The 26,055-nt window shown below is 48.0% G+C and carries 23 protein-coding genes and 1 riboswitch; of the genes, 17 read left to right on the top strand and 6 right to left on the bottom strand.

Going from position 1 to position 26,055, the window contains the following annotated elements; genetic code table 11:
• The first annotated feature begins 142 nt into the window (after positions 1-142).
• From EKG38_RS13345 to EKG38_RS13310, 8 genes are all read left to right on the top strand, one after another.
• A complete protein-coding gene (locus EKG38_RS13345; protein WP_126520735.1) occupies positions 143-1,312 on the top strand; it encodes an isovaleryl-CoA dehydrogenase in 1,170 nt (389 codons plus the stop codon).
• Between the two features lie 70 nt (positions 1,313-1,382).
• Complete coding sequence (locus EKG38_RS13340; RefSeq protein ID WP_126520734.1) at positions 1,383-2,990, top strand: carboxyl transferase domain-containing protein; 1,608 nt, start codon at positions 1,383-1,385, stop codon at positions 2,988-2,990.
• Positions 2,991-3,146: 156 nt separating this feature from the next.
• Positions 3,147-3,971: an enoyl-CoA hydratase-related protein gene (locus tag EKG38_RS13335; protein ID WP_439332660.1), complete on the top strand. Its 825-nt coding sequence runs from the start codon at positions 3,147-3,149 to the stop codon at positions 3,969-3,971.
• Positions 3,971-6,046, top strand: coding sequence for an acetyl/propionyl/methylcrotonyl-CoA carboxylase subunit alpha (locus EKG38_RS13330; RefSeq protein ID WP_126520732.1), 2,076 nt, complete (start codon positions 3,971-3,973; stop codon positions 6,044-6,046). Before EKG38_RS13335 ends, EKG38_RS13330 begins: the two co-directional genes overlap by 1 nt.
• A 1-nt stretch (position 6,047) precedes the next feature.
• Positions 6,048-6,938 carry a hydroxymethylglutaryl-CoA lyase gene (locus EKG38_RS13325; RefSeq protein WP_126520731.1) on the top strand — a complete coding sequence of 297 codons (891 nt, stop codon included), beginning with the start codon at positions 6,048-6,050 and terminating at the stop codon, positions 6,936-6,938.
• Between the two features lie 13 nt (positions 6,939-6,951).
• Positions 6,952-7,665: a CoA transferase subunit A gene (locus EKG38_RS13320; RefSeq protein WP_126520730.1), complete on the top strand. Its 714-nt coding sequence runs from the start codon at positions 6,952-6,954 to the stop codon at positions 7,663-7,665.
• Between the two features lie 16 nt (positions 7,666-7,681).
• Entirely contained in the window at positions 7,682-8,338 is a 657-nt protein-coding gene (locus tag EKG38_RS13315) for a 3-oxoacid CoA-transferase subunit B (RefSeq protein WP_126520729.1), read from the top strand.
• 455 nt (positions 8,339-8,793) lie between these two features.
• The gene (locus EKG38_RS13310; RefSeq protein WP_342775843.1) at positions 8,794-9,357 is read left to right on the top strand and encodes a prepilin-type N-terminal cleavage/methylation domain-containing protein; all 564 of its coding nucleotides are present in this window, start codon (positions 8,794-8,796) and stop codon (positions 9,355-9,357) included.
• Here the strand turns inward: EKG38_RS13310 and EKG38_RS13305 are convergent.
• A complete protein-coding gene (locus EKG38_RS13305) occupies positions 9,354-9,836 on the bottom strand; it encodes a TlpA family protein disulfide reductase (RefSeq protein WP_126520727.1) in 483 nt (160 codons plus the stop codon). The two genes, EKG38_RS13310 and EKG38_RS13305, sit on opposite strands and share 4 nt — an antisense overlap.
• Positions 9,837-10,055: 219 nt before the next feature.
• Between EKG38_RS13305 and EKG38_RS13300 the strand changes: the two genes are divergently transcribed.
• Entirely contained in the window at positions 10,056-10,493 is a 438-nt protein-coding gene (locus EKG38_RS13300) for a hypothetical protein (RefSeq protein WP_126520726.1), read from the top strand.
• 180 nt (positions 10,494-10,673) lie between these two features.
• On the opposite strand, the gene EKG38_RS13295 is transcribed toward EKG38_RS13300, so the two are convergent.
• Entirely contained in the window at positions 10,674-11,252 is a 579-nt protein-coding gene (locus EKG38_RS13295; protein ID WP_126520725.1) for a thymidine kinase, read from the bottom strand.
• Between the two features lie 279 nt (positions 11,253-11,531).
• Here EKG38_RS13295 and EKG38_RS13290 point away from each other — a divergent pair, with 279 nt between their 5' ends.
• Positions 11,532-13,685 carry a M3 family metallopeptidase gene (locus EKG38_RS13290; protein WP_126520724.1) on the top strand — a complete coding sequence of 718 codons (2,154 nt, stop codon included), beginning with the start codon at positions 11,532-11,534 and terminating at the stop codon, positions 13,683-13,685.
• A 144-nt stretch (positions 13,686-13,829) separates the two neighbouring features.
• Here the strand turns inward: EKG38_RS13290 and EKG38_RS13285 are convergent, their stop codons facing one another.
• From EKG38_RS13285 to EKG38_RS13275, 3 genes are all read right to left on the bottom strand, one after another.
• Complete coding sequence (locus tag EKG38_RS13285) at positions 13,830-15,395, bottom strand: Na+/H+ antiporter NhaC family protein (RefSeq protein WP_126520723.1); 1,566 nt, start codon at positions 15,393-15,395, stop codon at positions 13,830-13,832.
• An 81-nt stretch (positions 15,396-15,476) separates the two neighbouring features.
• Positions 15,477-15,696, bottom strand: a riboswitch (Lysine riboswitch).
• A gap of 156 nt (positions 15,697-15,852) precedes the next feature.
• Complete coding sequence (locus EKG38_RS13280) at positions 15,853-16,776, bottom strand: electron transfer flavoprotein subunit alpha/FixB family protein (protein ID WP_126520722.1); 924 nt, start codon at positions 16,774-16,776, stop codon at positions 15,853-15,855.
• Positions 16,776-17,525 (bottom strand): electron transfer flavoprotein subunit beta/FixA family protein, encoded by a 750-nt coding sequence (locus EKG38_RS13275; RefSeq protein ID WP_126520721.1) that lies wholly within the window; start codon positions 17,523-17,525, stop codon positions 16,776-16,778. Before EKG38_RS13275 ends, EKG38_RS13280 begins: the two co-directional genes overlap by 1 nt.
• A 321-nt stretch (positions 17,526-17,846) precedes the next feature.
• Between EKG38_RS13275 and EKG38_RS13270 the strand changes: the two genes are divergently transcribed.
• From EKG38_RS13270 to EKG38_RS13245, 6 genes are all read left to right on the top strand, one after another.
• Entirely contained in the window at positions 17,847-18,239 is a 393-nt protein-coding gene (locus EKG38_RS13270; protein WP_012141791.1) for an H-NS histone family protein, read from the top strand.
• A gap of 160 nt (positions 18,240-18,399) precedes the next feature.
• On the top strand, positions 18,400-21,468 hold the full coding sequence (locus EKG38_RS13265) for an amidohydrolase family protein (protein ID WP_126520720.1): 3,069 nt from the start codon (positions 18,400-18,402) through the stop codon (positions 21,466-21,468).
• Between the two features lie 2 nt (positions 21,469-21,470).
• Positions 21,471-22,790 (top strand): amidohydrolase family protein, encoded by a 1,320-nt coding sequence (locus EKG38_RS13260; RefSeq protein WP_126520719.1) that lies wholly within the window; start codon positions 21,471-21,473, stop codon positions 22,788-22,790.
• 124 nt (positions 22,791-22,914) lie between these two features.
• On the top strand, positions 22,915-23,298 hold the full coding sequence (gene rcsF / locus EKG38_RS13255) for an Rcs stress response system protein RcsF (RefSeq protein ID WP_012141788.1): 384 nt from the start codon (positions 22,915-22,917) through the stop codon (positions 23,296-23,298).
• A gap of 60 nt (positions 23,299-23,358) precedes the next feature.
• Positions 23,359-24,081 carry a tRNA (N6-threonylcarbamoyladenosine(37)-N6)-methyltransferase TrmO gene (gene tsaA / locus EKG38_RS13250; protein WP_126520718.1) on the top strand — a complete coding sequence of 241 codons (723 nt, stop codon included), beginning with the start codon at positions 23,359-23,361 and terminating at the stop codon, positions 24,079-24,081.
• Between the two features lie 69 nt (positions 24,082-24,150).
• On the top strand, positions 24,151-24,717 hold the full coding sequence (locus tag EKG38_RS13245; RefSeq protein ID WP_246033169.1) for an acyltransferase: 567 nt from the start codon (positions 24,151-24,153) through the stop codon (positions 24,715-24,717).
• Between the two features lie 95 nt (positions 24,718-24,812).
• On the opposite strand, the gene EKG38_RS13240 is transcribed toward EKG38_RS13245, so the two are convergent.
• Entirely contained in the window at positions 24,813-25,031 is a 219-nt protein-coding gene (locus tag EKG38_RS13240; RefSeq protein ID WP_126520716.1) for a DUF2798 domain-containing protein, read from the bottom strand.
• A gap of 88 nt (positions 25,032-25,119) precedes the next feature.
• Between EKG38_RS13240 and EKG38_RS13235 the strand changes: the two genes are divergently transcribed.
• Positions 25,120-26,022, top strand: a complete 903-nt coding sequence (locus EKG38_RS13235; RefSeq protein ID WP_126520715.1) for a LysR family transcriptional regulator — start codon at positions 25,120-25,122, stop codon at positions 26,020-26,022.
• Positions 26,023-26,055 lie beyond the last annotated feature (33 nt).

Below are 26,055 nucleotides of genomic sequence, written 5' to 3'. Positions count from 1 at the left end.
AAAAATCAATACCATAAAAACTAACACTTAAACAAATACCATAAAAATAAATACTGAAAAATATTCTAATAATAAAATCTAACTCATTACGATAAAAATAATAAATACGTAATTACCTTAAAAAATTGATAGGACACAAGCAATGACTCTACTCTACTCATCTCTCAATTTTGGCCTTGGCGAAGACGTCGATATGCTGCGCGATGCAGTCCAACAGTTTGCCGCCAATGAAATCGCACCATTAGCCGCTAAAACCGACCTCGATAACGCCTTTCCTAATGAACTTTGGCCGGTTCTCGGTGATATGGGGCTACTCGGTGTCACCGTCTCTGAAGAGTATGGTGGTGCCGATATGGGCTACCTTGCCCACGTCGTTGCCATGGAGGAGATCTCACGAGCGTCGGCCTCTATTGGTTTAAGTTATGGAGCGCACTCTAACCTTTGCGTCAACCAGATCAACCGCAACGGTAATGCGGCTCAGAAAGCCAAGTACCTCCCAAAGCTAATAACAGGTGAACACATTGGTGCCCTGGCGATGAGCGAGCCCAATGCCGGTTCAGATGTAGTTTCGATGAAACTACATGCCCGTAAAGAGGGTGACCGCTATATCCTTAATGGCAACAAGATGTGGATCACTAACGGCCCCGATGCCCATACCTATGTTATCTACGCAAAAACGGATCTCGATAAAGGCGCTCATGGCATTACCGCCTTTATCGTCGAACGCGACAGCAAAGGCTTCAGCACAGCACAAAAACTGGACAAGCTTGGCATGCGCGGCTCTAACACTTGCGAACTCGTCTTTGAAGACTGTGAGGTCCCCGAAGAGAATATTCTTGGCGGGCTCAATAACGGCGTTAAAGTGTTAATGAGTGGTCTGGACTACGAGCGCGTAGTGCTATCCGGCGGTCCGTTAGGCATCATGAACGCCTGTATGGATATCGTCATCCCCTACATTCACGAGCGTGAGCAGTTTGGTAAATCCATAGGCCAATTCCAACTGGTACAAGGCAAACTGGCCGATATGTACACCGGCATGAACGCCGCAAAATCTTATATCTACAACGTGGCAAAATCCTGTGATCGCGGTGAGACAACGCGTAAAGACGCCGCCGGTGCCATTTTATATTCGGCCGAGCTCGCCACTAAGATGGCACTCGACGCCATTCAACTCCTGGGCGGAAACGGTTACGTCAACGATTACGCGACAGGCCGATTGCTGCGCGACGCCAAACTCTATGAGATTGGTGCCGGCACATCGGAAATTCGTCGCATGTTGATAGGCCGTGAACTCTTCAACGAATCTAAATAGGACTATCTCACTTACGGGCGATTAAACAGCCCGTAAGGTGTTGGATTTCAGCTTAAAAAGGATTGAAATAGTGAGTCAACTAAGCAGTCGAATTAATACCCGCAGCGATGAATTTAAGGCGAAACATGAAGACATGGCGGCCCTTGTTCAAGATCTTAAATTAAAGCTTATCGAGATTGAACAGGGAGGTGGCATCGTCGCCCGCGAACGTCATCTCTCCCGTGGTAAGCTTCTCCCTCGTCAGCGAGTCGAAAAGCTATTAGATCCTGGCTCACCTTTTCTTGAACTGTCACAGTTTGCCGCATTTGAACTCTATGAAGATGTGGTGCCATCGGCGGGCATCATTGCCGGTATCGGACGTGTTAGCGGTGTAGAGTGCATGGTCATCGCAAACGATGCCACTGTCAAAGGGGGCACTTACTATCCGGTCACGGTGAAGAAGCACCTGCGAGCACAAGAGATCGCGAGTCGATGTCACCTCCCCTGTATCTACCTCGTTGACTCAGGTGGCGCTAACCTGCCCCGCCAAGATGAAGTCTTCCCGGACCGTGACCATTTCGGCCGTATCTTCTACAACCAGGCGCAGATGTCAGCCAAAGGGATCCCGCAGATAGCCGTCGTCATGGGCCTTTGCACCGCAGGTGGTGCCTATGTTCCCGCCATGGCCGATGAGTCTATTATCGTAAAAGAGCAAGGGACCATCTTCCTGGCCGGTCCACCACTGGTAAAGGCGGCAACCGGCGAAGAGGTCACCGCCGAAGAGCTGGGTGGCGCCGAAGTCCACACTAAAATTTCCGGTGTAGCCGATCATATGGCGCACAGTGACGACCATGCCCTCGAACTTGCCCGCAAAGCCGTCACCCGACTCAATCATCAAAAAGAGATCCTGTCACAATTAAGCCCGGTCAAGCCGCCGAAGTTCAATATCAATGAGCTGTATGGCATTGTCGGTACCGATCTGAAGAAGCCCTATGATGTCAGAGAGGTCATCGCGCGCGTCGTTGACGATTCTGATTTCGATGAGTTTAAGGCCAACTACGGTAACACTTTAGTCTGCGGCTTCGCCCGCATACATGGCTACCCCGTCGGTATCATCGCCAACAACGGCATCCTGTTCTCCGAGTCCGCTCAAAAAGGCGCTCACTTCATCGAATTGTGTTGCCAGCGAAAGATCCCTCTGCTTTTCCTGCAAAACATCACGGGATTCATGGTGGGCAAGAAGTATGAGCATGAGGGTATCGCTAAACATGGTGCCAAGATGGTCACCGCAGTGTCCTGCGCCAATGTGCCTAAATTCACCGTCATCATCGGTGGCAGTTATGGTGCGGGCAACTATGGCATGTGCGGACGAGCATTTGAGCCAACCATGATGTGGATGTGGCCCAATGCCAGAATATCTGTGATGGGGGGTGAGCAAGCCGCAGGGGTACTCGCCACCGTTCGCAGGGATGGCTTAGCACGTAAAGGGGTTTCGTGGTCGGCCGAGGAGGAGCAAGAGTTCCGTGAGCCGATAGTCAAACAATATGACAAGGAAGGCCATCCTTATCACGCCAGCGCACGCCTGTGGGATGACGGTATCATCGACCCGGCGCAAACCCGTGATGTCGTCGGCTTAGCTCTCTCTGCGGCGTTAAATGCACCGATTGAAGAGACTAAATTCGGTGTATTCCGTATGTGATCATGAAGCAGGCAGTCTGCTGCCTGCTGATAAGCCCTAATGATAACCCTGATAAAGTACCGAGAGTGAAATTCGCCGCGCTTTAGTAGGCGCCGCGATGTTTCAGATAGCTAGATTTAAGATAAACAGGTTAGAAGAACAATGGACGGCTCAGCCATGACAACCGAATTTTCCAGTACGCTTAATTATGTCACCTGCACACTCAGCAAGGGTGTCGGCGAAATGATACTCGACCGCGTCGACAAACATAACGCCTTCGATGAGGTGATGATAGGCGAGATGATAAGCGCCTTAGAATACTTTGCCGAGGATCCCGCCTGTCAGGTTCTGGTGCTAAAGGCGAACGGCAGGAGTTTCAGCGCGGGCGCGGATCTTAACTGGATGCGCAAACAGGCAAAGATGGATTTCGAACAGAACCTGAATGATGCTAACGAGTTGGCTAAACTCATGTCACTACTCGATAAGTTTCCTAAACCTACGATAGCCTTAGTGCAGGGTGCTGCCTTCGGTGGTGCATTAGGACTCATCTGTTGTTGTGATATCGCCATCGCTAATGAGAGGGCCAGCTTCTGCCTGAGCGAAGTCAAACTGGGCTTGATTCCAGCGGTGATTAGCCCCTATGTCACCCGCGCTATGGGGCAACGCGCCGCAAGACGTTACATGTTGACCGCCGAACGTTTCGATGCAGCAAAGGCGCAGGATCTGCAGGTGGTCCACGAAATTAACAACGACCTTGAAAGCGCTGCAGAGCCGATAATTCGTCATCTGCTCAGTAATAGCCCACAGGGTATGGCGTGGGTAAAGACCTTACTGTCCCGACTCGAAGGTGGGGTGATAGATCAAGACACCTTAGATCACACCAGTGAACGTATCGCAAAAATCCGGGTATCGGATGAAGGTCAAGAGGGACTCAATGCCTTCTTCGAAAAACGCACTCCTCAATGGAACAGCAGCACCGATAATACGCAAGGAGCTAAATAATGTTTACTAAACTTCTAATCGCCAACCGAGGTGAGATTGCCTGTCGTATTATCAAAACAGCCAAGGCCATGGGAGTACGAACGGTCGCCCTCTACAGCGATGCCGATATCGACGCTCGCCATGTTGCCATGGCCGATGAATCCTTTTATCTCGGTGGCAGCGCACCGGCAGACTCCTACCTTAAAGCCTCAGCTATCATAGATATCGCCAAGAAGTCAGGTGCTCAGGCTATCCATCCCGGCTATGGCTTCCTGTCAGAAAATGCAGACTTCGCCAGGCTATGTGAACAATCGGGGATCAGTTTCGTGGGCCCCACAGCCGACGCGATTGACTCGATGGGCAGCAAGAGTGCGGCGAAAGAGATCATGGGCGCGGCCAATGTGCCACTGGTCCCGGGTTATCACGGTGACGCACAAGAGGATCAACTGCTCGTCGATGAAGCCAATAAGATGGGCTTTCCTCTGCTTATCAAGGCCGCCTATGGCGGTGGCGGTAAGGGCATGCGGATCGTCGAAAGCAGCGATGAGGTACTCGAGGCTATCCAATCTGCGCGCCGGGAGGCTATCTCCTCTTTCGGTAACGACAAGCTCCTGATGGAGCGTTATCTGCGTCAACCCCGCCATGTTGAGGTACAGGTGTTCGCCGATACTCAGGGCAACTGCATCTACCTATCAGATCGTGACTGCTCGATACAACGCCGCCATCAAAAAGTGGTAGAAGAGGCACCGGCGCCGGGCCTGAGTGATGAACTCAGAGTCAAGATGGGCGAAGCCGCCGTCGCAGCGGCCAAGGCTATCGACTATCGAGGCGCAGGAACCGTCGAATTCCTGCTCGATACCGATGGCAGCTTCTACTTTATGGAGATGAACACCCGCCTTCAGGTAGAACATCCTGTCACTGAGATGGTCACAGGACAAGACTTAGTGAAATGGCAACTCATGGTCGCCAGTGGGTGTGAACTGCCGCTCACTCAAGAGGAGGTGCGCATTCATGGTCACTCCTTTGAGGTACGTATCTATGCCGAAGATCCCCAGAACGATTTCTTGCCGGCCAGCGGTAAACTCAATTTCCTGCGCGAGCCGGAGCAGAATAAGCATGTGCGCATCGACTCGGGCATTCGTGAAAATGATGTGATCAGTAACTTTTACGACCCTATGATCTCCAAACTTATCGTTTGGGATGAGTCGCGCCCTCGGGCACTGCAACGTTTAGTGCATTCATTAGAGTCTTACCAAATCAGCGGCCTGAAGCACAACATAGAGTTTCTGGCCAATATCGCCGAACACAAAGCCTTCAGCGATGCCAATTTCAGTACCGACTTTATCGAACGTTACGGTGAATCCCTTATCGGCATGGCGTCGAGTGACGAACAGACGGCATTAGCCTTGGCAGCACTTTATCAACTTTGTGCCCGCAAGGTCGAAGCCAAAGCATGTGCCGTGAATAGCCAGGACCCTTACTCTCCCTGGGGCACGGCTAGCGGGTTCAGGCTGAACAGCGCGAGTCTGCATCATGTTGCACTACTCGATGACAACCACGACATTCAACATCTGACGATCACAGAAACCTTATTGGGTGAGCAATCCCTCTATCAATTCGAGCTTAACGGCAGCCATTTAGTGTTAAAAGGCGAATTAAGGGATGAGATGCTGCACGCAGAGATCTCAAACCATGCCCATGGCGACTGTAGCGACACACAAAAAACCAGTGGTCACAAAATCAAGGTGCCAGTCAGCCAGACTGGCGATGACTTCACCCTGTTTATTAACTCGACCAGTCATCACTTCCGAGCGATTCAAACTGAAATAGATGAAGAGCAAGAGTGTCTGGAAGATAAACTAAAGGCGCCGATGAACGGCACGATCGTCACCCACTTAGTAGAAACAGGTGACGTTGTGAGCGCGGGGCAAGGCCTGATGGTGATGGAAGCTATGAAGATGGAATACACCATCGAGTCTCCCTTCGACGGCATCATAACAGCTTTCTTCTTCGAGCCGGGAGAACTGGTCAGCGACGGTAGCCTGCTGGTCGAAGTAACAGCCAATGAAGCGCCAACCGAAAAAAGTGAGGCCTGAGATGTTTCCGAAACAGGTAAGTATTTTCGAGGTTGGCGCCCGTGACGGGTTACAGAACGAAAAGAGTGTCAGCACCCAAGACAAGATAATTTTAATAGAAGATTTAGCCAGTGCAGGCATCAAGCGTATCGAAGCCGCAAGCTTTGTCTCCCCCAAGTGGGTACCACAGATGGCCGACTCGGGAGAGGTGCTTAAAAACATCAACCGAAGCAGCGCCGTGACCTACAGCGCCCTGACCCCAAACTTGAAAGGGCTGGAACTTGCCCTTGACGCGGGCGCCGACGAAGTTGCCATATTCGGTGCCGCCTCCCAAAGCTTTAGTAAACGCAACATCAACTGCTCCATCGAAGAGTCGATAGAGCGCTTCATCCCTGTCATAGAGCAGGCTCAGGCGGCTAACGTTCCGGTCAGAGGCTATGTGTCCTGTGTGCTTGGCTGCCCCTATGAAGGAGATATCGCCTCGAGTGAAGTCGCGCGGGTGTCTGAAATCCTTTACAAGATGGGCTGCTATGAAATTTCACTCGGTGACACCATAGGCGTTGGCACACCACATAATGCCCGAAAAATGGTTGAAGAGGTGAGCCGCAAGGTTCCTGTCGATAAACTCGCACTACACTTTCATGACACCTACGGACAGGCACTGGCCAACATTCTGGCCTGTTTAGAAACCGGAGTGAGCGTTATCGACTCGTCGGTTGCGGGCCTCGGTGGCTGCCCCTATGCCAAAGGCGCATCGGGTAACTTAGCCACCGAAGATCTCGTCTATATGTTGCGTGGACTGGGTATTGATACCGGAATCGATCTCAATTCATTGGTTAATGCAGGAAACAGGATCAGTCAGGTACTGGGCAAAACAACCGGCTCAAAGGTCGCTCGAGCGATGGGCAAATAAGGAGACAAGAACAATGGCAGGACTCAATAAAGTTGTCGGCAGTTATGAAGAGGCCCTTAAAGGCTTAAGTAATGACATGACCGTCATGGTCGGTGGATTTGGTCTTTGTGGTATACCAGAAGGCCTGATCGCCCAGATGGTTAAGTCCGGTGTCACTGGTTTAACCGCTATATCGAATAATGCCGGTGTCGATGATTTCGGCCTTGGCTTGCTGCTTAAAACACGTCAAATCGATACCATGATCGCCTCCTATGTCGGCGAAAACGCCACCTTCGAGCAGCAGATGTTATCGGGCCAACTAAAGGTGATTTTGACTCCTCAGGGTACCTTGGCCGAGAAAATCCGTGCTGGCGGCGCCGGGATCCCAGCCTTCTTTACTGCAACGGGCTACGGTACACCTATCGCCGAGGGGAAAGAGACCCGAGAGATCGATGGTCGCCACTACGTGCTCGAGCCCTCACTGACCGCCGACTTTGCCTTAGTTCGTGCCTGGAAAGCCGATACCATGGGGAACTTAGTCTTCCGTAAAACCGCAGCAAACTTCAACCCCATGATGGCGACGGCAGGCAAGATCACTGTGGTTGAGGCAGAGCATATCGTCGAGCCCGGAGAGTTAGACCCGGATCATATCCACACACCCGGCATCTACGTGAACCGTGTCATTCAGGGCAAGTTTGAGAAACGTATCGAGCAACGCACCGTTAAAGCCGCACCGGTTATTCTTTAAAAGGGAGGGAGACATCATGGCATTATCCAGAGAACAACTCGCACAACGTGTAGCCCAGGAACTTAAAGACGGCTTTTACGTTAATTTAGGTATAGGTATTCCCACCTTAGTGGCGAACTATATCCCCCAAGATATAGAAGTCATGCTGCAATCAGAAAATGGTTTACTTGGCATGGGAGAATTTCCCACCGAGGAGACCATAGATGCAGATCTGATTAACGCTGGAAAACAAACGGTCACGGCCGTCGATGGCGCCTCTTTCTTCTCATCGGCCGAAAGCTTCGCCATGATCCGCGGCGGTCATGTAGACCTCACGGTATTGGGTGCCTTCGAGGTTGACGAGCAAGGCTCGATCGCTTCATGGATGATCCCCGGAAAGCTTATCAAAGGGATGGGCGGCGCCATGGACTTAGTCGCGGGCGCTGACAATATTATCGTGACCATGATGCATGCAGATAAGAAGGGTAACTCGAAACTCTTGCCTAAGTGCGAATTGCCATTAACGGGTTTTGGCTGCATTAAACGCGTGCTAACCGATCTGGCCTTCATGGCGATCAAAGACGGCGCATTCCATCTATTAGAGCGCGCTCCTGGCGTATCGGTTGAAGAGATAGTAGCTAAGACAGCCGGTAAGCTTATCATCCCGGTAGAAGTGCCTGAGATGCGCTTCTAATCTAGCCTAATACCGATTGGTATAATAGCAAAGGCTTGGCTCATTCGTTAACCTATGAGCCACGCCATTTTTTGTTTTAGCTCAGCCTCCCCTATCAACCTAGCACCTACCCCCTCTGACCTAGCCCCTCTGACCTAGCCCCTCTGACCTAGCCCCTCAGGCTTACAAACGTATCAAAGGGTTACATCGCGTGATGGCTAAATTCACAATACGAGGTAAAGTTATTGATAAAAAAACGTTCACATTCAACATCAATAACATATTCAAAACCAACAAACACCACTCTTACACCAAGCGATAACCAACCAGAAACCAATTGAGCGCAAAACAACCGTTAATCATTTACACATTGAAATTATTGATGTTTTACTCGTTAAATACTCTGAAGATTACTTGTGTGGTCAGTTGAATTTCAGTATATTTCGCCCATCATTAGTAATATGAAATATACGATTGTGAGCTCGAATAAACTACAGCAAGGTTTTACCCTGATTGAATTGGTCATAGTGATCATCATTCTGGGCATATTAAGTGTTATCGCAGCGCCTAAGTTTCTCTCTTTGAGCCACGAAGCGCAGGCATCGAGCCTCGAAGGCGTGGCAGGTTCTATCGCCTCGATGAATCAGATAGTGCACAGCAAGACCCAGATCGATGGCATCGCCGATGTACGCGATTGCTCACATGACTGTAACGGTCACCCCAACTGGGACTCAAAAATCGGATACTACTTTGTCGATGTCTCCGGCACGCGGTTGTACGTATCAGATGGTTATCCAATGTCCAAAGGCACCTCTCAAAGCAATACCATAGTAGGGGATAACTTCAAGACAGTTATGGGATTATCCATTGACGATTTTGTATTCGGAATCGGTGCTAACGGTTCATTTGCTGCCATCCCCAAAAAATTTGCCGACAAGTTAGCCGACATTCAAAATGAGAAGTTCAAATGCCACGTCGAATATCGCTCTCCGGTTCCGGCCTATAGCTATTATATTCGCGCCGTCACCGATGATTGCTAGTACTTTAAAATATACTCAGTCGCCGCTTTTAGGTTGGGGTCAATAGGATTTGAGATATTCGTTGTCCAGACGATCTCCCCGCTCCGATTGATAAACAAAGTAGTTGGGGTTCCCAATACGCCGTAATCTCTAGCGGCTGGTTCACCATAGATAAGCGTCGGGAAATGGATCCCACGCGATATTAAGGTTTCGGCAGGCAAAGCCCCCTCATCCTCATTAAAGCTTATGCCTAACACTTGTAGATCTGTGTCTTGATAGTCCTGCGCTAATTGATCCAGCCCCGGCTGTAGTTTCTTGCAATAGGGGCACCAGGTTGCCCAAAAATGAATGATAAGAGGCTTACCTTTATATTCGGCTAAGGTATGCAGCCCTCCCTCGGGATCTAATAAGCTAAAATCCGGCGCGGACTTGACGGCATCTGCCGCTTGAAGTGTCCCGGTGAATAAAATGAAGAGCAGTACACTTTTCACCAATCTCATATTTTCCCTTTTGCCTATTTAAGTAAGTGAGTCTCGAGCTTTAGCCCTCTGGCATTAAAAATAGACCGCAGAAAATGAAATAATTGTTCAACTTCCTTTAATTTACCTCTTGAGTACTCATAGATAAATCAGACAGGTTTAACTACTCTCTTAGTTTGATGTATGTTTTAACTCGATTAAAAGAAAGTCCGTTATGAAAACTATTCTAAGGGGACTCACATGAGACTCAACCTGCAAGGTGACCAGAAAATATCCATTTTTCAAATCACCGCCGTGTTCAGTATGTTATTTGCCCTGGTGGGATTCAGCTACAATGTCTGGCGTATGGAGATCAGTGAGTACAACAGTAATATGCGCTCGGCAAGTTTCGAGCTTTTGTTGCAACTTTCCGAGCTCGAAGGGATCGTCTACGCCGCGCATTATGATCAAGATACAGTGGCCGGAAACCCAAGAAAAGGTTGGATTAAGGTCAACTTGATTGCCGATTTAAGCATGATAACCGAAGCAGAAATCAAAGATTCGGCGAAACAGCTAAAACAGGAGTGGCAGGCTAACTGGCAAACGATGACAGACAGTGAATCGAGCGCCGTAGCGGTCGTTGATGCGATAGATGACACCCGTGATGAGGTCCGCTTCTTGCTGTCTAAATTAGATTAAAACGGGGAGATAAGTCACCTCATCTCCCCGTTGTTTATATATTACTCACAGCTTACAGCTTACATCTCGTAGCTCGTAGCTCGTGACTTTCGCTTAATCCCAAAGAAACTCTCTGAAGTGTTTACAACGGCACTTAGAATCGCGTAACTACCATTGCCGCCTATAAGCACTCACATTATGCTAGTCCCAAAGAAACTCTCTGAAGTGTTTACGACAGACAGACTCATAACTCTCATTACCGCCTATCGCCACCTGCTCGCCTTCCTGCATAGGCTTGCCGTCACCATCGAGGCGCACAACCATGTTCGCCTTGCGGCCACAGTGACAGATAGTCTTAAGTTCGACTAACTTATCCGCCCATGCGACCAGATATTGACTACCGGTGAAAAGCTCGCCCTGAAAGTCGGTTTTGAGGCCATAGCACAGGACGGGAATATCCAAGTTATCGACGACGTGAGTTAACTGCCTAACCTGTTCTTTGCTTAAGAACTGTGACTCATCAATTAAGATACAATGCAGTTGCTGCTCTTCGAGTGCAGCTTCAATCATGTTGGCCAGATTATCGCCGCTTGCAAACACCTGAGCCTCGGTCTCTATCCCGATCCTTGACGCGACTTTACCCACTCCATATCTATCATCGATAGAGGCCGTCATCACTAAGGTATTCATCCCGCGTTCGCGGTAATTATAAGAAGACTGCAATAAAGAAGTTGATTTACCGGCATTCATCGCCGAATAATAAAAATAAAGTTGCGCCAAAACTGATATCCCTTGTGCTTAAATTCTGCAATATCTTAACACTTTTACTTCCACAAAATCACGCTGAATCAGGTCACAGTATGCTGTGCATCAACTTAATGTCTGCCAAACCGTATTATGATAACCCTGCAACGAATGACTTTAAATACCTACAAACTTCTACCAATTTTAAATCATTTGGTATGAGAAAATTAATCAAAACCAACATCCATGCAATTTCAGATGCGTTTAAGAAACAATTGCTAGATTGGAAAAAAACTAAAAGGAAATATTTGATTCATGCAAAAAACTTTACTCGCGGTTACGATTACCGCAGCACTGACTTTGAGTGCCTGCTCTGGCACCGCAACGACTCAACAAGCTGCAGCATCTGATACACAAACCCAAGGATTACAAACAGAGAACCCACTGTTTCAAGCCAGCACTCTTCAATATCAAGCGCCTGACTTCAGCCAGATAAAAGATGAGCACTTTCAGCCGGCATTAGAACAGGGAATAACAGAGCATTACCAACAAGTCCTTGAGATTGCTAACAACCCCGAGCCAGCGACGTTTGCCAACACCATAGTTGCTTTAGAAACGAGTGGTGAGCTATTAAATCGCACGTCAAAAGTGTTCTATAATTTAGCCGGCTCGAACAGCAACCCGACCCTCAGAGCCATTCAAGGTGAGATGGCCCCTAAGATGGCGGCTCATTCTGACAACATCAATCTTAATACCAAACTGTTTAAACGAATTGACAGCCTCTACTTATCTCGCAATGCACTCGAACTGACGCCAGAATCGATAAGGCTGATAGAGAAGTATCACCAAAGATTCGTGATGGCCGGAGCAAAACTCACCGATAGTCAAAAACAGCAGATCCGCGTCCTCAATGAGGAACAATCGACACTGACCAATGAGTTTGCACAGCGCTTGATGCGCATGACAAAAGAGATAGCCTTGGTTATCGATGATAAGCAGCAGCTAGCAGGCCTGTCTGAAAGTGCAATAAGGGCCGCCAAGGCTGACGCCGATGCAAATGGCCACACCAATAAATACCAGCTCAACATCACCAACACCACACGCCAACCTGTACTGTCTCAACTCGATAACCGAGAGCTGCGCCAAAAGGTATGGGAGCTGTCATCGAACCGTGGCCTCAGTGGTGAGAATGAGACCGCCAGTTTAGTGGCCAGATTGGCGCAGTTGCGCTCAGAGCGTGCCGAGTTACTTGGCTATAAAAGCTGGGCAGACTATCGCTTAACGCCTCAGATGGCTAAGACCCCGGAAGCCGTTTATAAGATGTTTGGCTCTATGGTTCCAGCCGTCATCGCCAACACGCAGAAAGAAGCCGACGATATTCAAGCCATGATAACCAAAACCGGTGGCGAGTTTGAATTATCACCGTGGGATTGGGCTTATTACGCCGAACTGGTACGTAAAGAGAAATTTGATCTCGACGGTGACTCGATAAAACCCTATTTCGAATTTAATCGCGTACTCAAAGATGGCGTATTTTTCACCCTAGAGGAGCTCTATGGCGTCACATTCAAGCCTCGCCCGGATCTGCCGGTTTATCATCCGGATGTAAAGGCCTACGAGATGTTTGATCACGATGGCAGCAGCATGGCCATCTTCTACGCCGATCACTTCGCACGGGAAGGAAAGCGTGGTGGTGCCTGGATGAGCTCATTCGTCACTCAATCTGGCTTATTGAACAGTAAACCCGTTGTCGTCAATGTGATGAACATAAAAAAAGCCCCCGAGGGTGAGCCGACATTCGTCAGTTATGATGAGGTCACTACCATGTTCCATGAGATGGGACATGGCACCCATGGCATGTTCTCGAACGTCACCTACCCCAGTTTATCCGGCACCGCTGTATCCCGTGATTTTGTCGAATTCCCATCGACATTCGAAGAAGATTGGGCCGCCCACCCAAAAGTGCTGGCAAACTATGCTAAACACTATGAAACAGGTGAGTCTATCCCCGAAGATCTGCTCAATAAACTGTTAAAGTCTCGCAGCTTCAATCAAGGCTTCGATACATTAGAATATATGTCGGCCGCCCTGTTGGATCTAGAGTGGCATTCACTTAAAGCCGGAGCGCCATTGCAGGATGTCGTCAGTTTCGAAGCCGCCGCGTTGAAAAAGCATGGTGTAGACCTGCCGGCGGTTCCACCTCGCTACAAATCAACATATTTTGCTCACGCCTTCCCCGGCGGTTACTCGTCGAGCTATTACGCTTACATGTGGAGTGAGATCCTCGCCGCCGATGCCTTCGCTTATGTTCAAACTCAAGGCGGATTAAATCGTGAAATAGGCATGAAATTCCGTAAGACGATCAGAGAGGTCGGTAACAGTGTCGCCCCAATGGAAGCTTACAAAGCATTCAGGGGACAAGAGCCGACAACCGAGGCCCTGCTTAAACGCCGCGGCCTGGACAAGTAACCACGAATGATCGGCTAAAGAATGGGCGGGTTATACCTATAGATATAACCCGCCATCAAATACAAGAAAGCCACTCATTATGAGTGGCTTTCTTTATATTCAGCATTTATCACCGATAGTGTTAAAACCGATAGCCTTAACTTATCAGGCTCTCCTATTCACTTTAATCTTAAGCACTATAATCGTGATGACAAACAAGATGCTACAGGTAACTAAACCTGCGGCTAAAGACTCGGTGAACCCCAGTACTGTGTAACCGGCTAAGCTTATCGCCGCAACAATCAAGGCATAAGGCAACTGAGTGATCACGTGGTCGATATGGTGACAGTTTGCCCCTGTCGATGAGAGAATCGTGGTATCGGAGATGGGTGAACAGTGATCCCCGAATACCGCCCCGGCGAGTACCGATGCCAACATAGGTAACATCATGTTGGTATGTGTTCCCATCGCCATATCTGCAGCAATCGGCAACATAATACCAAATGTCCCCCAACTCGTTCCAGTCGAGAAAGCCGTCAGTCCTGCAAGCACAAATAACACGGCTGGCAGCAGTGCAAAGGGAATATTACCCGTCGCTAAGCTTGCCATATACTTACCCGTTTCGAGCTGACCAATCACCCCGGCAATCGTCCAGGCAAAAAGAAGAATATAGATAGCGGGCAACATAGAGCGTGCGCCGGCAACCATCCCCTGAAGGATATATGACTTATTCAGTCCCTGGATAAGCACTAATGCGAGTGTAGATGCGAGACCGACTGCAGCACCGAAAAATAGTGAAGATGCCACATCTGTATTTTCAAATGCGCCCAGAAGGCTAAACTCTAGCCCCTTGTCTGCTAATGCATCGCCACCGCTGCTGACCATAAAGTAAAAAGTCGAAAAAACCAGCACGGTAATAGGCAGGAACAGACCTAAGATTTTTCCATTATCGGCCTCGGGTAGATCTGTGTTGGCTCCTGGTGGTAACCCTTTAGCTTCATCATAAAGGTTACCTTTTTGTGCATTGAGCTCATGTTGGCGCATAGGACCGATATCGAGCCCCATAAAGGCGACACAGAGCAGCAATAAAAGAGCGAAGATGGCATAGAAGTTCATCGGGATCATCTGGATAAACACACTCAGATGCCCGGAGTCGGTAAAACCATGCGCCGTTAAGATACCGCCGATCAGCGCTATGATATAGGCACCCCAGCTGGAAACTGGTGAGATAACGCAAATAGGTGCGGCAGTAGAATCAAGCAGATAAGCTAACTTACTGCGTGATATGTAATACCTGTCCGTTAAGGGTCTGGCAACGCTACCCACGACCAGGCTGTTAAAGTAGTCGTCGATAAAGATGACGCAACCTAAGAACATGGTCAGTAATTTTGCATCGCGTTTATTTCTTATCTTAGTGCGAGCCCAATCGGCGAAGGCCTTAGCTGCACCACTGACCGTGATGAGAGCCGTGATCATGCCCAGTAAAATAAGGAAGCCTAACAGATAGATGTTCCAGCTATTGATGCTGCCATCATCCCAGAAGAGCCCTACTACCTGCTCACCCAGATACTGACCGGAACTCATCACCGAAAAGTCGGTGATCAATACCGCACCCAGTAAAATTCCTATCCCTAAAGAGAATAAAACCCGACGAGTAAAAATCGCCAGCAAAATCGCAACCACAGGAGGTAGCAATGAAAGTGCCGAATCGGCATAACTTAAAGTTGTCATTGATGTCTTTTCTTCGTTTTAAGTACGAATGGAGGGCGACTGAACTGGTGGGATACTAGAAATATCACAGAAAACACCTGTCCTATCAGTAGCGCTCCATAGCAATACCCTATGTTAAAAGGTATAAAATCTTCTTATCTTCCGGATAAGAAATACTATGGCAGTGCCGCACCTATTCGATGACAGCCCCAGCAGTAAACCTTGATATGTTTTACTACTTCGGCATCAAATCCTTTCATGATAGATAAACGGAATCACCCTGACTATCACTACTGATATTTAATGCACCTCTACTTCTCAGGACGTTAATTGGAATGGCTCCAAAAAACGTGAAGGTCATAAAAACATAAGCGGCTTTGAGGATTCTACCCCAAAGCCGCTCAATGTGATCGAGTTCACGCTTATTTAGCGCAAATTAATGCACTGGCAACCTGCACGTTACACCGCGTTCACATATCTAGATGAGTTCAAGCAGTTGTGGAACCGCTTCAAAAAGATCGGCTTCCAGACCGTAATCGGCAATTTGGAAAATTGGCGCTTCAGGATCTTTATTGATTGCGACAATAACTTTTGAATCTTTCATGCCGGCAAGGTGCTGAATGGCACCGGAGATCCCCACCGCAATGTAGAGATCCGGCGCGACAATTTTACCCGTTTGACCCACTTGTAGGTCATTGGGAACAAAACCCGCATCAACGGCCGCACGAGATGCGCCCAATGCGCCACCCAGTTTATCGGCAAGCTGCTCTAAAATAGCGAAGTTATCACTGCTACCTAAGCCACGACCACCCGATACCACCACAGAAGCGGCACCCAGTTCCGGACGTTCGGACTCTGTCAGGCTCTGGGATACAAACTGAGATAGTGAATCACTGACTTTTTCGATTGATACCGTCACAGCGGCGCCATCGTTAGCCACGGCATCGAATGCACTAGAGCGCACCGTCATCACTTTCTTATCATCAAGACTCTGCACAGTAGCCATTGCACTACCCGCATAGATTGGACGAACAAAAGTATCAGGGCTAACCACCTCGACGACCTCTGACAGTTGAGCCACATCTAAAAGCGCCGAAACACGAGGAAGTATATCTTTGCCGTGACTCGTCGCCGCAGCCAAAATATGTTCATAGTCTGAAGCTATGCCTACGATCAGCTCAGAAGTATTATCTGCAAAAGCGTTAGCGTACACGGCCGCATCGGCAACCAGCACACTTCTAACACCAGACAGCTTAGTGGTCGCTTCAACAACGGCGTCACATTCGTGTCCGGCAACCAACACATCCACATCACTGCCGATAGCCTGAGCACAGGCAACAACTTTGGCAGTATCCAGTTTTAAACTGGCATTATCATGTTCTGCTATTACTAAAATTGCCATTAGATCACCTTCGCTTCATTTTTCAGCTTTTCAACAAGCTCTGCAACAGACGCAAGCATCACACCACCTTTACGCTCGGCAGGTGGTGTCACTTTCAATACTTTTTGATGAGACTTCAGGCTTACCCCTAAGTCATCAATAGAGAGGGTCTCTAACGGCTTACGTTTGGCTTTCATTATATTAGGAAGCTTGGCATAACGCGGTTCATTCAAACGCAGATCGGCAGTAACGACGGCTGGAAGCGGCAGAGTAATGCTTTGCAATCCACCGTCTATCTCACGGGTGATAGCTAACTGACCTCCCTCAACCTTAACTTCTGAAGCAAACGTAGCTTGGGGCATCTTGCCTAAGGCTGCCAACATCTGACCAGTTTGGTTATTATCACCATCGATAGATTGCTTACCTAAGATAATAAGTTGTGCTTCTTCTTTACTCTGCACAGCGTTAAGTAATTTTGCTATCGACAGAGGCACCAACTCCTCATCCGTTTCAATATGAACGCCTCGGTCCGCACCTAAAGCCATAGCGGTACGTAACTGCTCTTGAGCCGCTTTAGGGCCCACAGTAACCACAACAACTTCAGAAGCCACTCCGGCCTCCTTTAAGCGTACGGCTTCCTCTACAGCAATTTCACAGAAAGGGTTTATCGCCATCTTCAAATTTGCGGTATCGACACCTGTATTGTCAGCATTAACCCTGACTTTTACATTAGCATCAACGACGCGCTTAACTGGCACCAATACTTTCATAGGGCTTCCTTTACGTCATATTCTAGCGGAGTTGGGTGTAGGGGTGAACCTACACTTAAGTAGACTCACTTTACGTGCTGTTAACGTTAACGTCAACAGCGATTCAAACGACCGTTTGTATTTTTGAGGCAGGCTTTGTTCAAAATGGTTATTTTTGGTTACTTTTGGTTATTTAAATAATCAAAATATGAGCCGTTTATATGATATATTTAATTATTGAGCAATAAATACAAATACTATTTGATACTTGCTCTATTAATTCCTATTATTATCCATCAGAAATACCTGTTACTTACTTTTATTAATTGGACCCCAATAATTATGAGCGATTTTCTTGAAATACTAACTCATGGCCGTCGTTTTAAAGCCGCAGTCAAAGAACTGTCTGTTGAAGATTTAAAAGAATTAGCCGTCAAGCTCGATAAAATTATCTCGGAAAGAGAATCAGAAGCTGAAGCTGTTAATGCTGCAATGGCTGACCGCAATGCTAAAATCGATGAAATCCGTAAGCAGATGGAAGCTGTTGGGTTATCGATTGACGATCTAGGTACTGCTGCTATTAAACCTGCTCCTAAGAAGCGCGCACCTCGTCCGGCTAAATATACAATCGATGCTAATGGTGAGACCATCACCTGGACTGGCCAAGGCCGTATGCCGACTGTATTTAAAAATGAACTCGATAAAGGCCGTAACATGGATGACTTCCTCATCTAACCTTACATCAGTACATTCTATATTAAACCGGCCTGGCCGGTTTTTTTATGCCTCTAAGAAGCGTTTTTTTATTAAGTTAAAACACCATGTGTAATTGGTGTTTACATAAAGATTAAGATAACCTTTCCCTCATGTTTCGTTTATCGATATAAACCCTACTATGAATCGCAAAATAAAAACAATAATCATACTCGCGGCTTTAGTACTTCCCTATGTCTCCGCAGTGGAAGCAAATGACCAACTAACTGATAATACTCCTAAAATAACGGCGCTCACCCATGCCAGGCTCATGATAGAACCCGGTAAGATACTCGATGATGCGACACTTCTAATCGAAAACAATAAGATTATCGAGATAATTAAAAATAATAAGGTGCCTTCACAGGCATATGTTATCGACTTAAAAGGTTATACCGTCTACCCCGGCTTTATTGACCCCTTTACCGATTACGGCATCGAGTTTGAATATCCTAAAGTTGAAGCCACATCACCCATTTATGAAATAAAGCGTATAGGCGGCAACGCCAAAAATGGGGCAATTCATTCAGAAAAAGAGTGGTTTAACTATGTTCACCCTAATAGTGAACAAGCTAACAAATGGATAAACAATGGTTTCACAAGTGTACAAAGCAGCTATCAGGATGGAATATTCCGCGGTCAGGGCGTTACATTATCTCTAGCTGATAAAACGGCGAATGAAATAATATATCGCTCGAATTCGGCTCATTTCTTAGCATTCGATAAAGGCAGTTCCCCCCAAGACTACCCCACATCATTAATGGGAAGCATTGCGCTTATTAGGCAAACCTTAGCCGATGCCACTTGGTATAAAGAGAATAAGAGCAAATCATTTTCTAAAACCGGAAATAACATTGTCGAATTTAATAATGCCTTAGATAAACTTTCAAATATCGAAAATGAGCAGATCGTCTTCGATACCGATAATCTAAACGACCAACTAAGAGCCGCTCAAATTTCAATCGATCATGAGCTCAAGGCCACACTATTAGGAAACGGTAAAGAATATGCGCGTATTGATGAACTCAGTGCATTTTCTTACGGTTTAATTTTGCCTCTGAACTTTACTGCAGCGCCCGAGGTCGGTGACGATGATGCAGAAAGGGAGGTTTCACTGGCAAAGATGAGACATTGGGATCGCGCTCCGGCTAATCCGATGACGGTTGAGCGCGCCAAGGTGCCCTTCGCTTTAACTCAATATGGTATTAAAAGCGATGCTTTCTGGCCGAGGCTTAAACAGGCTATTGAGTATGGCCTTAGTGAAGATGCGGCATTAGCCGCATTAACGACCGAAGCAGCAGAGATAGCCGGCATCGCAGACTTCAGTGGCCGATTAAAACCCGGCTATATGGCCGATCTGGTCATCTCAAAGGGCAACCTGTTTAAAGATGGCTCCATACACAGCGTATGGCTGCAAGGTGATGAGCAGCAGCTCATTGCCCGTAACAGTCATCTATTGGATTTAACCTACCAGATCCAAATTGGCGAGCTGACGCTGGATCTCATGTTAGATAATAGCGAAGCCGACAGTGATAAAATTACCGGCACGCTTTCCAGCGGCGAACAGGAGATAACGCTATCGAACATCTCCTATCACGATAAAAGACTCAACTTTACGGCCGAAATGAGCGACGCCGGATTCGAAGGGGTCAACCGATTTACGCTATGGTTCGATAGTCAGGGACTGCGTGGACGTATGCTGGACAAGCACAACACCCTAACACCGATAGCTGGAATACCCACAGAACAGGTTATCGCTGCGCCACTTGCTGAGGATAAACCTGAGAGTTCCCTCATCTCCAGGCTCACTAAACCTAATGTCGCCTATGGTATAGAGGGCTCAGTTAGTTCAGAGAAGCTTCATATCAGCAACGCCACCATCTGGACCTCCGATGAACAGGGGATACTGGAAGATACTGATCTGCTTATCTCCCAGGGCAAAATTGAGCGTCTGGGTAAAAACCTGTCCACCCCATCCGGTTACCGGTTTATCGATGCAAGCGGTAAGCATCTGACGGCAGGTATTATCGATGAACACTCGCATATCGCCATCAATGGCGGCACCAACGAAGGCTCAGACGCTATTACCTCTGAGGTTCGCATCGGGGATATCCTTAATCCCGATGATATCGCCATCTACCGTGCACTAGCCGGCGGTGTGACCACGGCTCAACTATTACATGGCAGCGCCAATCCTATCGGTGGGCAGGCACAGGTGATTCAGATGCGATGGGGCGAGAGTGCAGCAAACCTCAAATACACTGAGGCGCCGGCCAGTATTAAGTTCGCCTTAGGTGAAAACGTTAAACAGAGTAACTGGGGCGACAAGTTTACCCGCCGCTTTCCTCAGAGCCGTATGGGGGTCAAGTCTCTCTTCAGTGAGGCATTTAATGAGGCCCGTGCCTATCAACAGGAGCTTAAAGCCTATAAACGCCTCAGAAGTAGTGAAAAGCGCAATCACATTGCACCTAAGCCTAACTATCGATTAGCGGCAATAGTCGAAGTACTCGATCAACAAAGAGATGTTCATATTCACTCCTATGTACAATCGGAGATCTTAATGTTTCTGCGCTTAGCCGAAGCGTACGACTTTAAAGTCAAAACCTTCACCCATATTCTCGAGGGATATAAGGTCGCAAATGAGTTGGCCGACCACGGCGCATCAGCGTCGACCTTCTCCGACTGGTGGGCCTATAAATTTGAGGTCTATGATGCGATCCCTCAAAACACCTGTCTGATGCAGAACAAAGGCGTTCTCACCAGCATTAACTCTGATGACTACGAAATGCAGCGACGTTTAAATCAGGAGGCGGCCAAATCTATGATGTATTGTGATATGTCCGCCGAAGATGCGTGGAAAATGGTTACGATTAATCCTGCTATACAACTAGGAGTAGACACCGATTTAGGGTCGATCACTAAGGGCAAGCAGGCGGATATTGTACTGTGGGATCACAACCCCTTATCGGTTTACGCTAAGGTTGAGTCAACCTGGATCCAGGGTAAACCTTATTTTGACCGCAAACAGGATAAGCTGGCGCAGCAGTCCATTGCAGCCGAAAGAGCCCAGCTCATTCAAAAGATATTATCCAGTGAAGAGAGCGAAAGTACACTCCCGCCCGGAGAGATCATCGAAGATAAGAGCGAGCCCGAATGGCATTGTGATACTCAGTTCGATGTTTGGAAACAATCCAGCCAAGGAAGGGGCTAGCTATGATAAACGGACACACTAAAACTTACCTAAACTTATCCTGGGCCTTGAGAAGTACTTTAGCTCTGCCTTTACTCATGCTGAGCGCATTCACCATGCCAACTCAGGCCCATGATATTTTACCTGCGCCGGTTCAGACATCCGCGATCCTCTTTAAGCATGCCACGATTCACACGGCCGTCGATGGGGTAAAGGCCGACAGTGACCTGTTAATAGAAGATGGCAAGATAATGGCCATCGGCAAGGAGCTCCTCGCTCCCGAGGCGACAGTTTATGATGCCAGCGGGAAACATATCTACCCGGGACTCATCGCGCTGGATACCAGTTTAGGCTTAGTCGAAGTTGAGATGATGCGCCCGAGTAATGACAGCCGTGAGGTCGGTGAAATTAACCCGCAACTCGAGGCATTGACCGCCTTTAACCCGGATTCGGAGATCATCCCGACCGTCAGAGTCAATGGCATCACTCACGCTCAGATTGTCCCCCGGGGGGAAAGTTTAGCCGGTCAATCGGCTCTGGTATCGCTGGATAGTTGGACCGTCGAAGAGGCGATTGTGCCGACACAGACAGCCTTTCACCTATATTGGCCCAGACTCAAACCTCTACCCAGTGATACGAAAAAAAGAGAGGAACAAAGAAAAGATTACCAAGATCGGGTCTCTCTGATATCGGAGGCATTCACCGACGGTTATCGCTACTACCTGACCCATAAAGCCGAGACAAAGAGTAAGCTCGATATGCGCTGGCAATCAATGCTGCCGCTCTATCGGGGAGAGGCTCAGCTGTTTGTCCACGCCGACACGCAGAAACAGATCGAGGAAGCCGCCGCTCTGGCAAAACGCTATCAATTTAAGTTAATTATCGTTGGCGGATATGATGCCTGGCGACTCGCGGATCTTTTAAACGAGATAAGCGCAAAAGTGATCTATACTCGAACTCTAAGCTTGCCGATGCGTAAAGATGAACCCATAGAGATGAGTTTTAAAATCCCCGCCCTGCTCAAACAGGCGCAGGTCCCATTTGCATTGGGTTTCTCATCCGACTGGAACAGCCGAAATTTACCCTTGGCAGCAGGACAAACGGTCGCGTACGGGCTGAGTAAGGAGGAAGCCCTTAAAAGTGTCACGCTCGATGCGGCTAAGATATTAGGTGTAGAGGATATGGGCGCTATCGCCGTCGGGTATAGAGCCAACCTGGTTATCTCTGGTGGCGACATTCTCGACCCTATGGTGACTAAGATCGTAAAGGTCTATATCGATGGCAGGGACGTCGATCTAAATAATCGGCAACAACAGCTTTATCAAAAGTACCTAAAGCGATAGAATTCTACCTCGAAGGAGTCATAACAGGTTAAGCGCTTGTTTGACTCCGATCTTAATGATTTAAAATCATAAATTGCCAAAAAACACAGCTTCCAACCCACGTTTATAATGACAGGCCTGAATTATGAAAACGCTTTTGATTGCCCCCTTAGTTTTACTTCTCAGCGCATGTGCCGGCGACTATAAGTTCAATACTAACCTCGATGGTGAAGCTATCGACGATTACTTTAAAGCATCGGATGTCGCCGTGTTTGAAGGCAATACCCATCCCTCAGTGCCTTACGAGATTATCGGCTTAGTCGAAGGTGAAACTTGCCAGGAGAGCGTCAACGACGCCCCCGCCTCGATAAGTGAGGCTCGCACTCTTGCCAGAAGGGCCGCCGCCGATAAAGGTGCCAATGCGATTCTAATCAAGAAGTGTATGGTATTCGAAGAGAAAAGTCAGGCGTGTATCAGCAGAGCTATCTGCGTAGGACAAGCGATTAAGACACCTGAAACAGACAAATAATTGAGCCGGTCCAAAACCGATTCGATGCATTCTTAGTCCAACACTGTGATCTGTAAAAATATGACTTTTAACTGTCAAATTGAGGCGGTGGCCTTCTGCCGCACTCCCTATAAGCAAAAATTCGGTATTCCGAGACAGCCTGGGCTCGTGCCTTCGGCTCGGGGCTTCGTCGAGCTGCAAGCCCCCTATAATCATATCGATGCCGTGAGGGGATTAGAGCAGTACTCTCACCTCTGGTTACTCTTCTCTTTTCATGAAAATCTGTCTCAGGGCTGGAAGACCACCGTCAGACCGCCTCGCCTCGGAGGCAATGAAAAACTGGGGGTCTTTGCTACCCGCTCGACCTTCAGACCCAATGGTATTGGTCAGTCGGTGGTTAAGCTGCATAAGATCCATCAAAAGAAGGGCAGCGTTATCTTAGAGATCTCAGGTATGGATCTACTCGATGGCACACCGATTATCGATATTAAACCCTATATCCCCTTCTCTGACTCTCAGCCCGATGCGTTGGGCGGCATCGCACACGAAGCGCCACATTTGATTGATGTATCGTTTACCCAAGAAGCCAAAGCGCAGCTGCTGGGTTACAGCAAGTTGGAGCAGTATCCACGCCTCGAGGAGCTTATCATTGGGGTGTTGGCACAAGATCCCCGCCCGGCTTATAAGAAGTCAAAAGCCGATCCTAAGCTTTATCAGGTCGCCCTGTTTGATCTCGATATTCTCTGGCATGTCATCGATGAACGCATCCTGGTACATGAGATTAAATCTGGCGTGTCAGTGTAATGAGGAACGACAGGTAGCACTTTGAATACACCCGATTATCAGAGCCAGCATAAGAAACGGCTCTCTCATATGCCCTGGCTCTATTTCAGCCTCAAACCTAAACTCCTGAGCTGGGCAAAGCCTTGGCAGGAGCAGGTTCAGGCCGACTTTATGGCATTGGAGACCGTCTCATTCGGAGAGAACTGTTTCATCGCTCCCGAGGTCAATCTGTTCGCCGAACCGGGCAGAGGTATCCAGGTCGGCGATCTATGTATGATAGCCGCCGACAGCTTTCTCCATGGTCCCATCACCTTAGGCGATGAGGTTGCAATCAACCACGGCTGCTCCCTGGACGGCGGCCGCGCCGGCATCACCATAGGCGACCAGACCCGTATCGCCAATAACGTCACTATCTACGCCTTCAACCATGGAATGCACCCGGATCAACCTATCTACCAGCAAAGTGTCACCTCTGAGGGGGTCGTCATAGGCAAAGATGTCTGGATAGGCGCGCAGGTTGGCATCGTCGATGGCATCACCATTGGCGACAGCGCCGTCATTGGCATGGGCTGCATCGTCACCAGAGATGTCCCCAACTATGCCATTGTGGCGGGCAATCCGGCGCGGGTTATCGGCGACCGAAGGGAGAAGGTGTAGCATTTCACTATGAACAGTGTTTTAGCTCACTTATTAAAATACTGCTCAGCTTCATTTGAAAGATTGACCATTCAGCGGTATCAGCTTTGCACCTTCTAGCAAGCTAACCATTGCGATAGCTTACGAACTTTTGGAAGAACCGTCAGGTTCAATGCCAGAGCACAAGGCCAAGCGATAAGAAAGCTGCTCAGCCAAACAGTCGGCCACTGGGCGCTAAAGCCCATCTTTGCGCCAGAAAGAACCCCAGACATGATCAGCGCCATGGTTAGCGAAGATAACAAGGCTGAAATCCAGAATTGTTTACCTTGATTCATACATACCTCTGTTAGATATTCTATGTTTAATTAAATGATACAAATAGTGTATGCTCAACCATAAATGGAATATACAGGTTTAATTTGAATGGTTAATTCCACATTTGGAAACGTTGACGATCTTTATCTCTTTTGCTCTGTTGTGGAGGAGGGCTCATTGTTGGCCGCTTCCCGGAAATTGCATTTACCCGTCTCTACGATGTCACGCCGCTTGACCGCTTTAGAACAACGTTTAGGTATGCGCCTACTGGAAAAACATGGCAGAGAGTTAGTGCCGACTCAAACCGGGTTAACGGCGTTCAGCCATCTCAATAGTGGAATGGAGCAGATCGAACTTGGTCTACAAGCACTAAATGCACAAAGCAAACAGGTGGAAGGCCAGATTAGACTTGTTATGCCTCACAGTTTTTATCAGGGCTTTGTGGCATCCGTGATAGAACAATTTATGCGGGATCACCCCAAAGTGAAGCTAAACATACTCCTGAACCAAGGACTTTCAGCTCCCGAAACGGATCGTGATCTAGTCATAACTTTCGACATTAAAGGTATGGATGGCATGATTGCTCGGCCATTTTTCAGTGCAAAGCATGCATTTTTTGCCAGCCCGGAATATTTAAAACAAGTGGGACAAATTACCGAGATAAACGATTTGGTTAACTTGGAATGGGTTTCTCTTGCTCAAGATACCGATATCCCAATCTATCGAGGTGACAAACCCGAAGATCTGATTTCCGTAAAACCCAGACTCGTGGTCAACGATATCAATGCAGTAATTCAAGCCGTTGAAAATGGTTTCGGTATCGCTTCATTACCTTTACGGCACATACAAAAAGAACGTAATTTAATCCGAATTCTTCCGGATTATCATCGAGGTAAACGTCAATCTTATTTGGTCTATAAACAACGAACATATCAACCCAAGGCATTAACTTTATTAGTTAATGCCTTGATAGAACGCGTATCGGAAAAACACTTTGCAGCTAAGCAATGAACAAAGGGAACAGCTTAACTCAGCCGAAAAACA

The organism is Shewanella canadensis (assembly GCF_003966225.1).
In the GTDB taxonomy this organism is placed as follows: domain Bacteria; phylum Pseudomonadota; class Gammaproteobacteria; order Enterobacterales; family Shewanellaceae; genus Shewanella; species Shewanella canadensis.
This window is presented reverse-complemented; position numbering and strand designations above follow the sequence as displayed.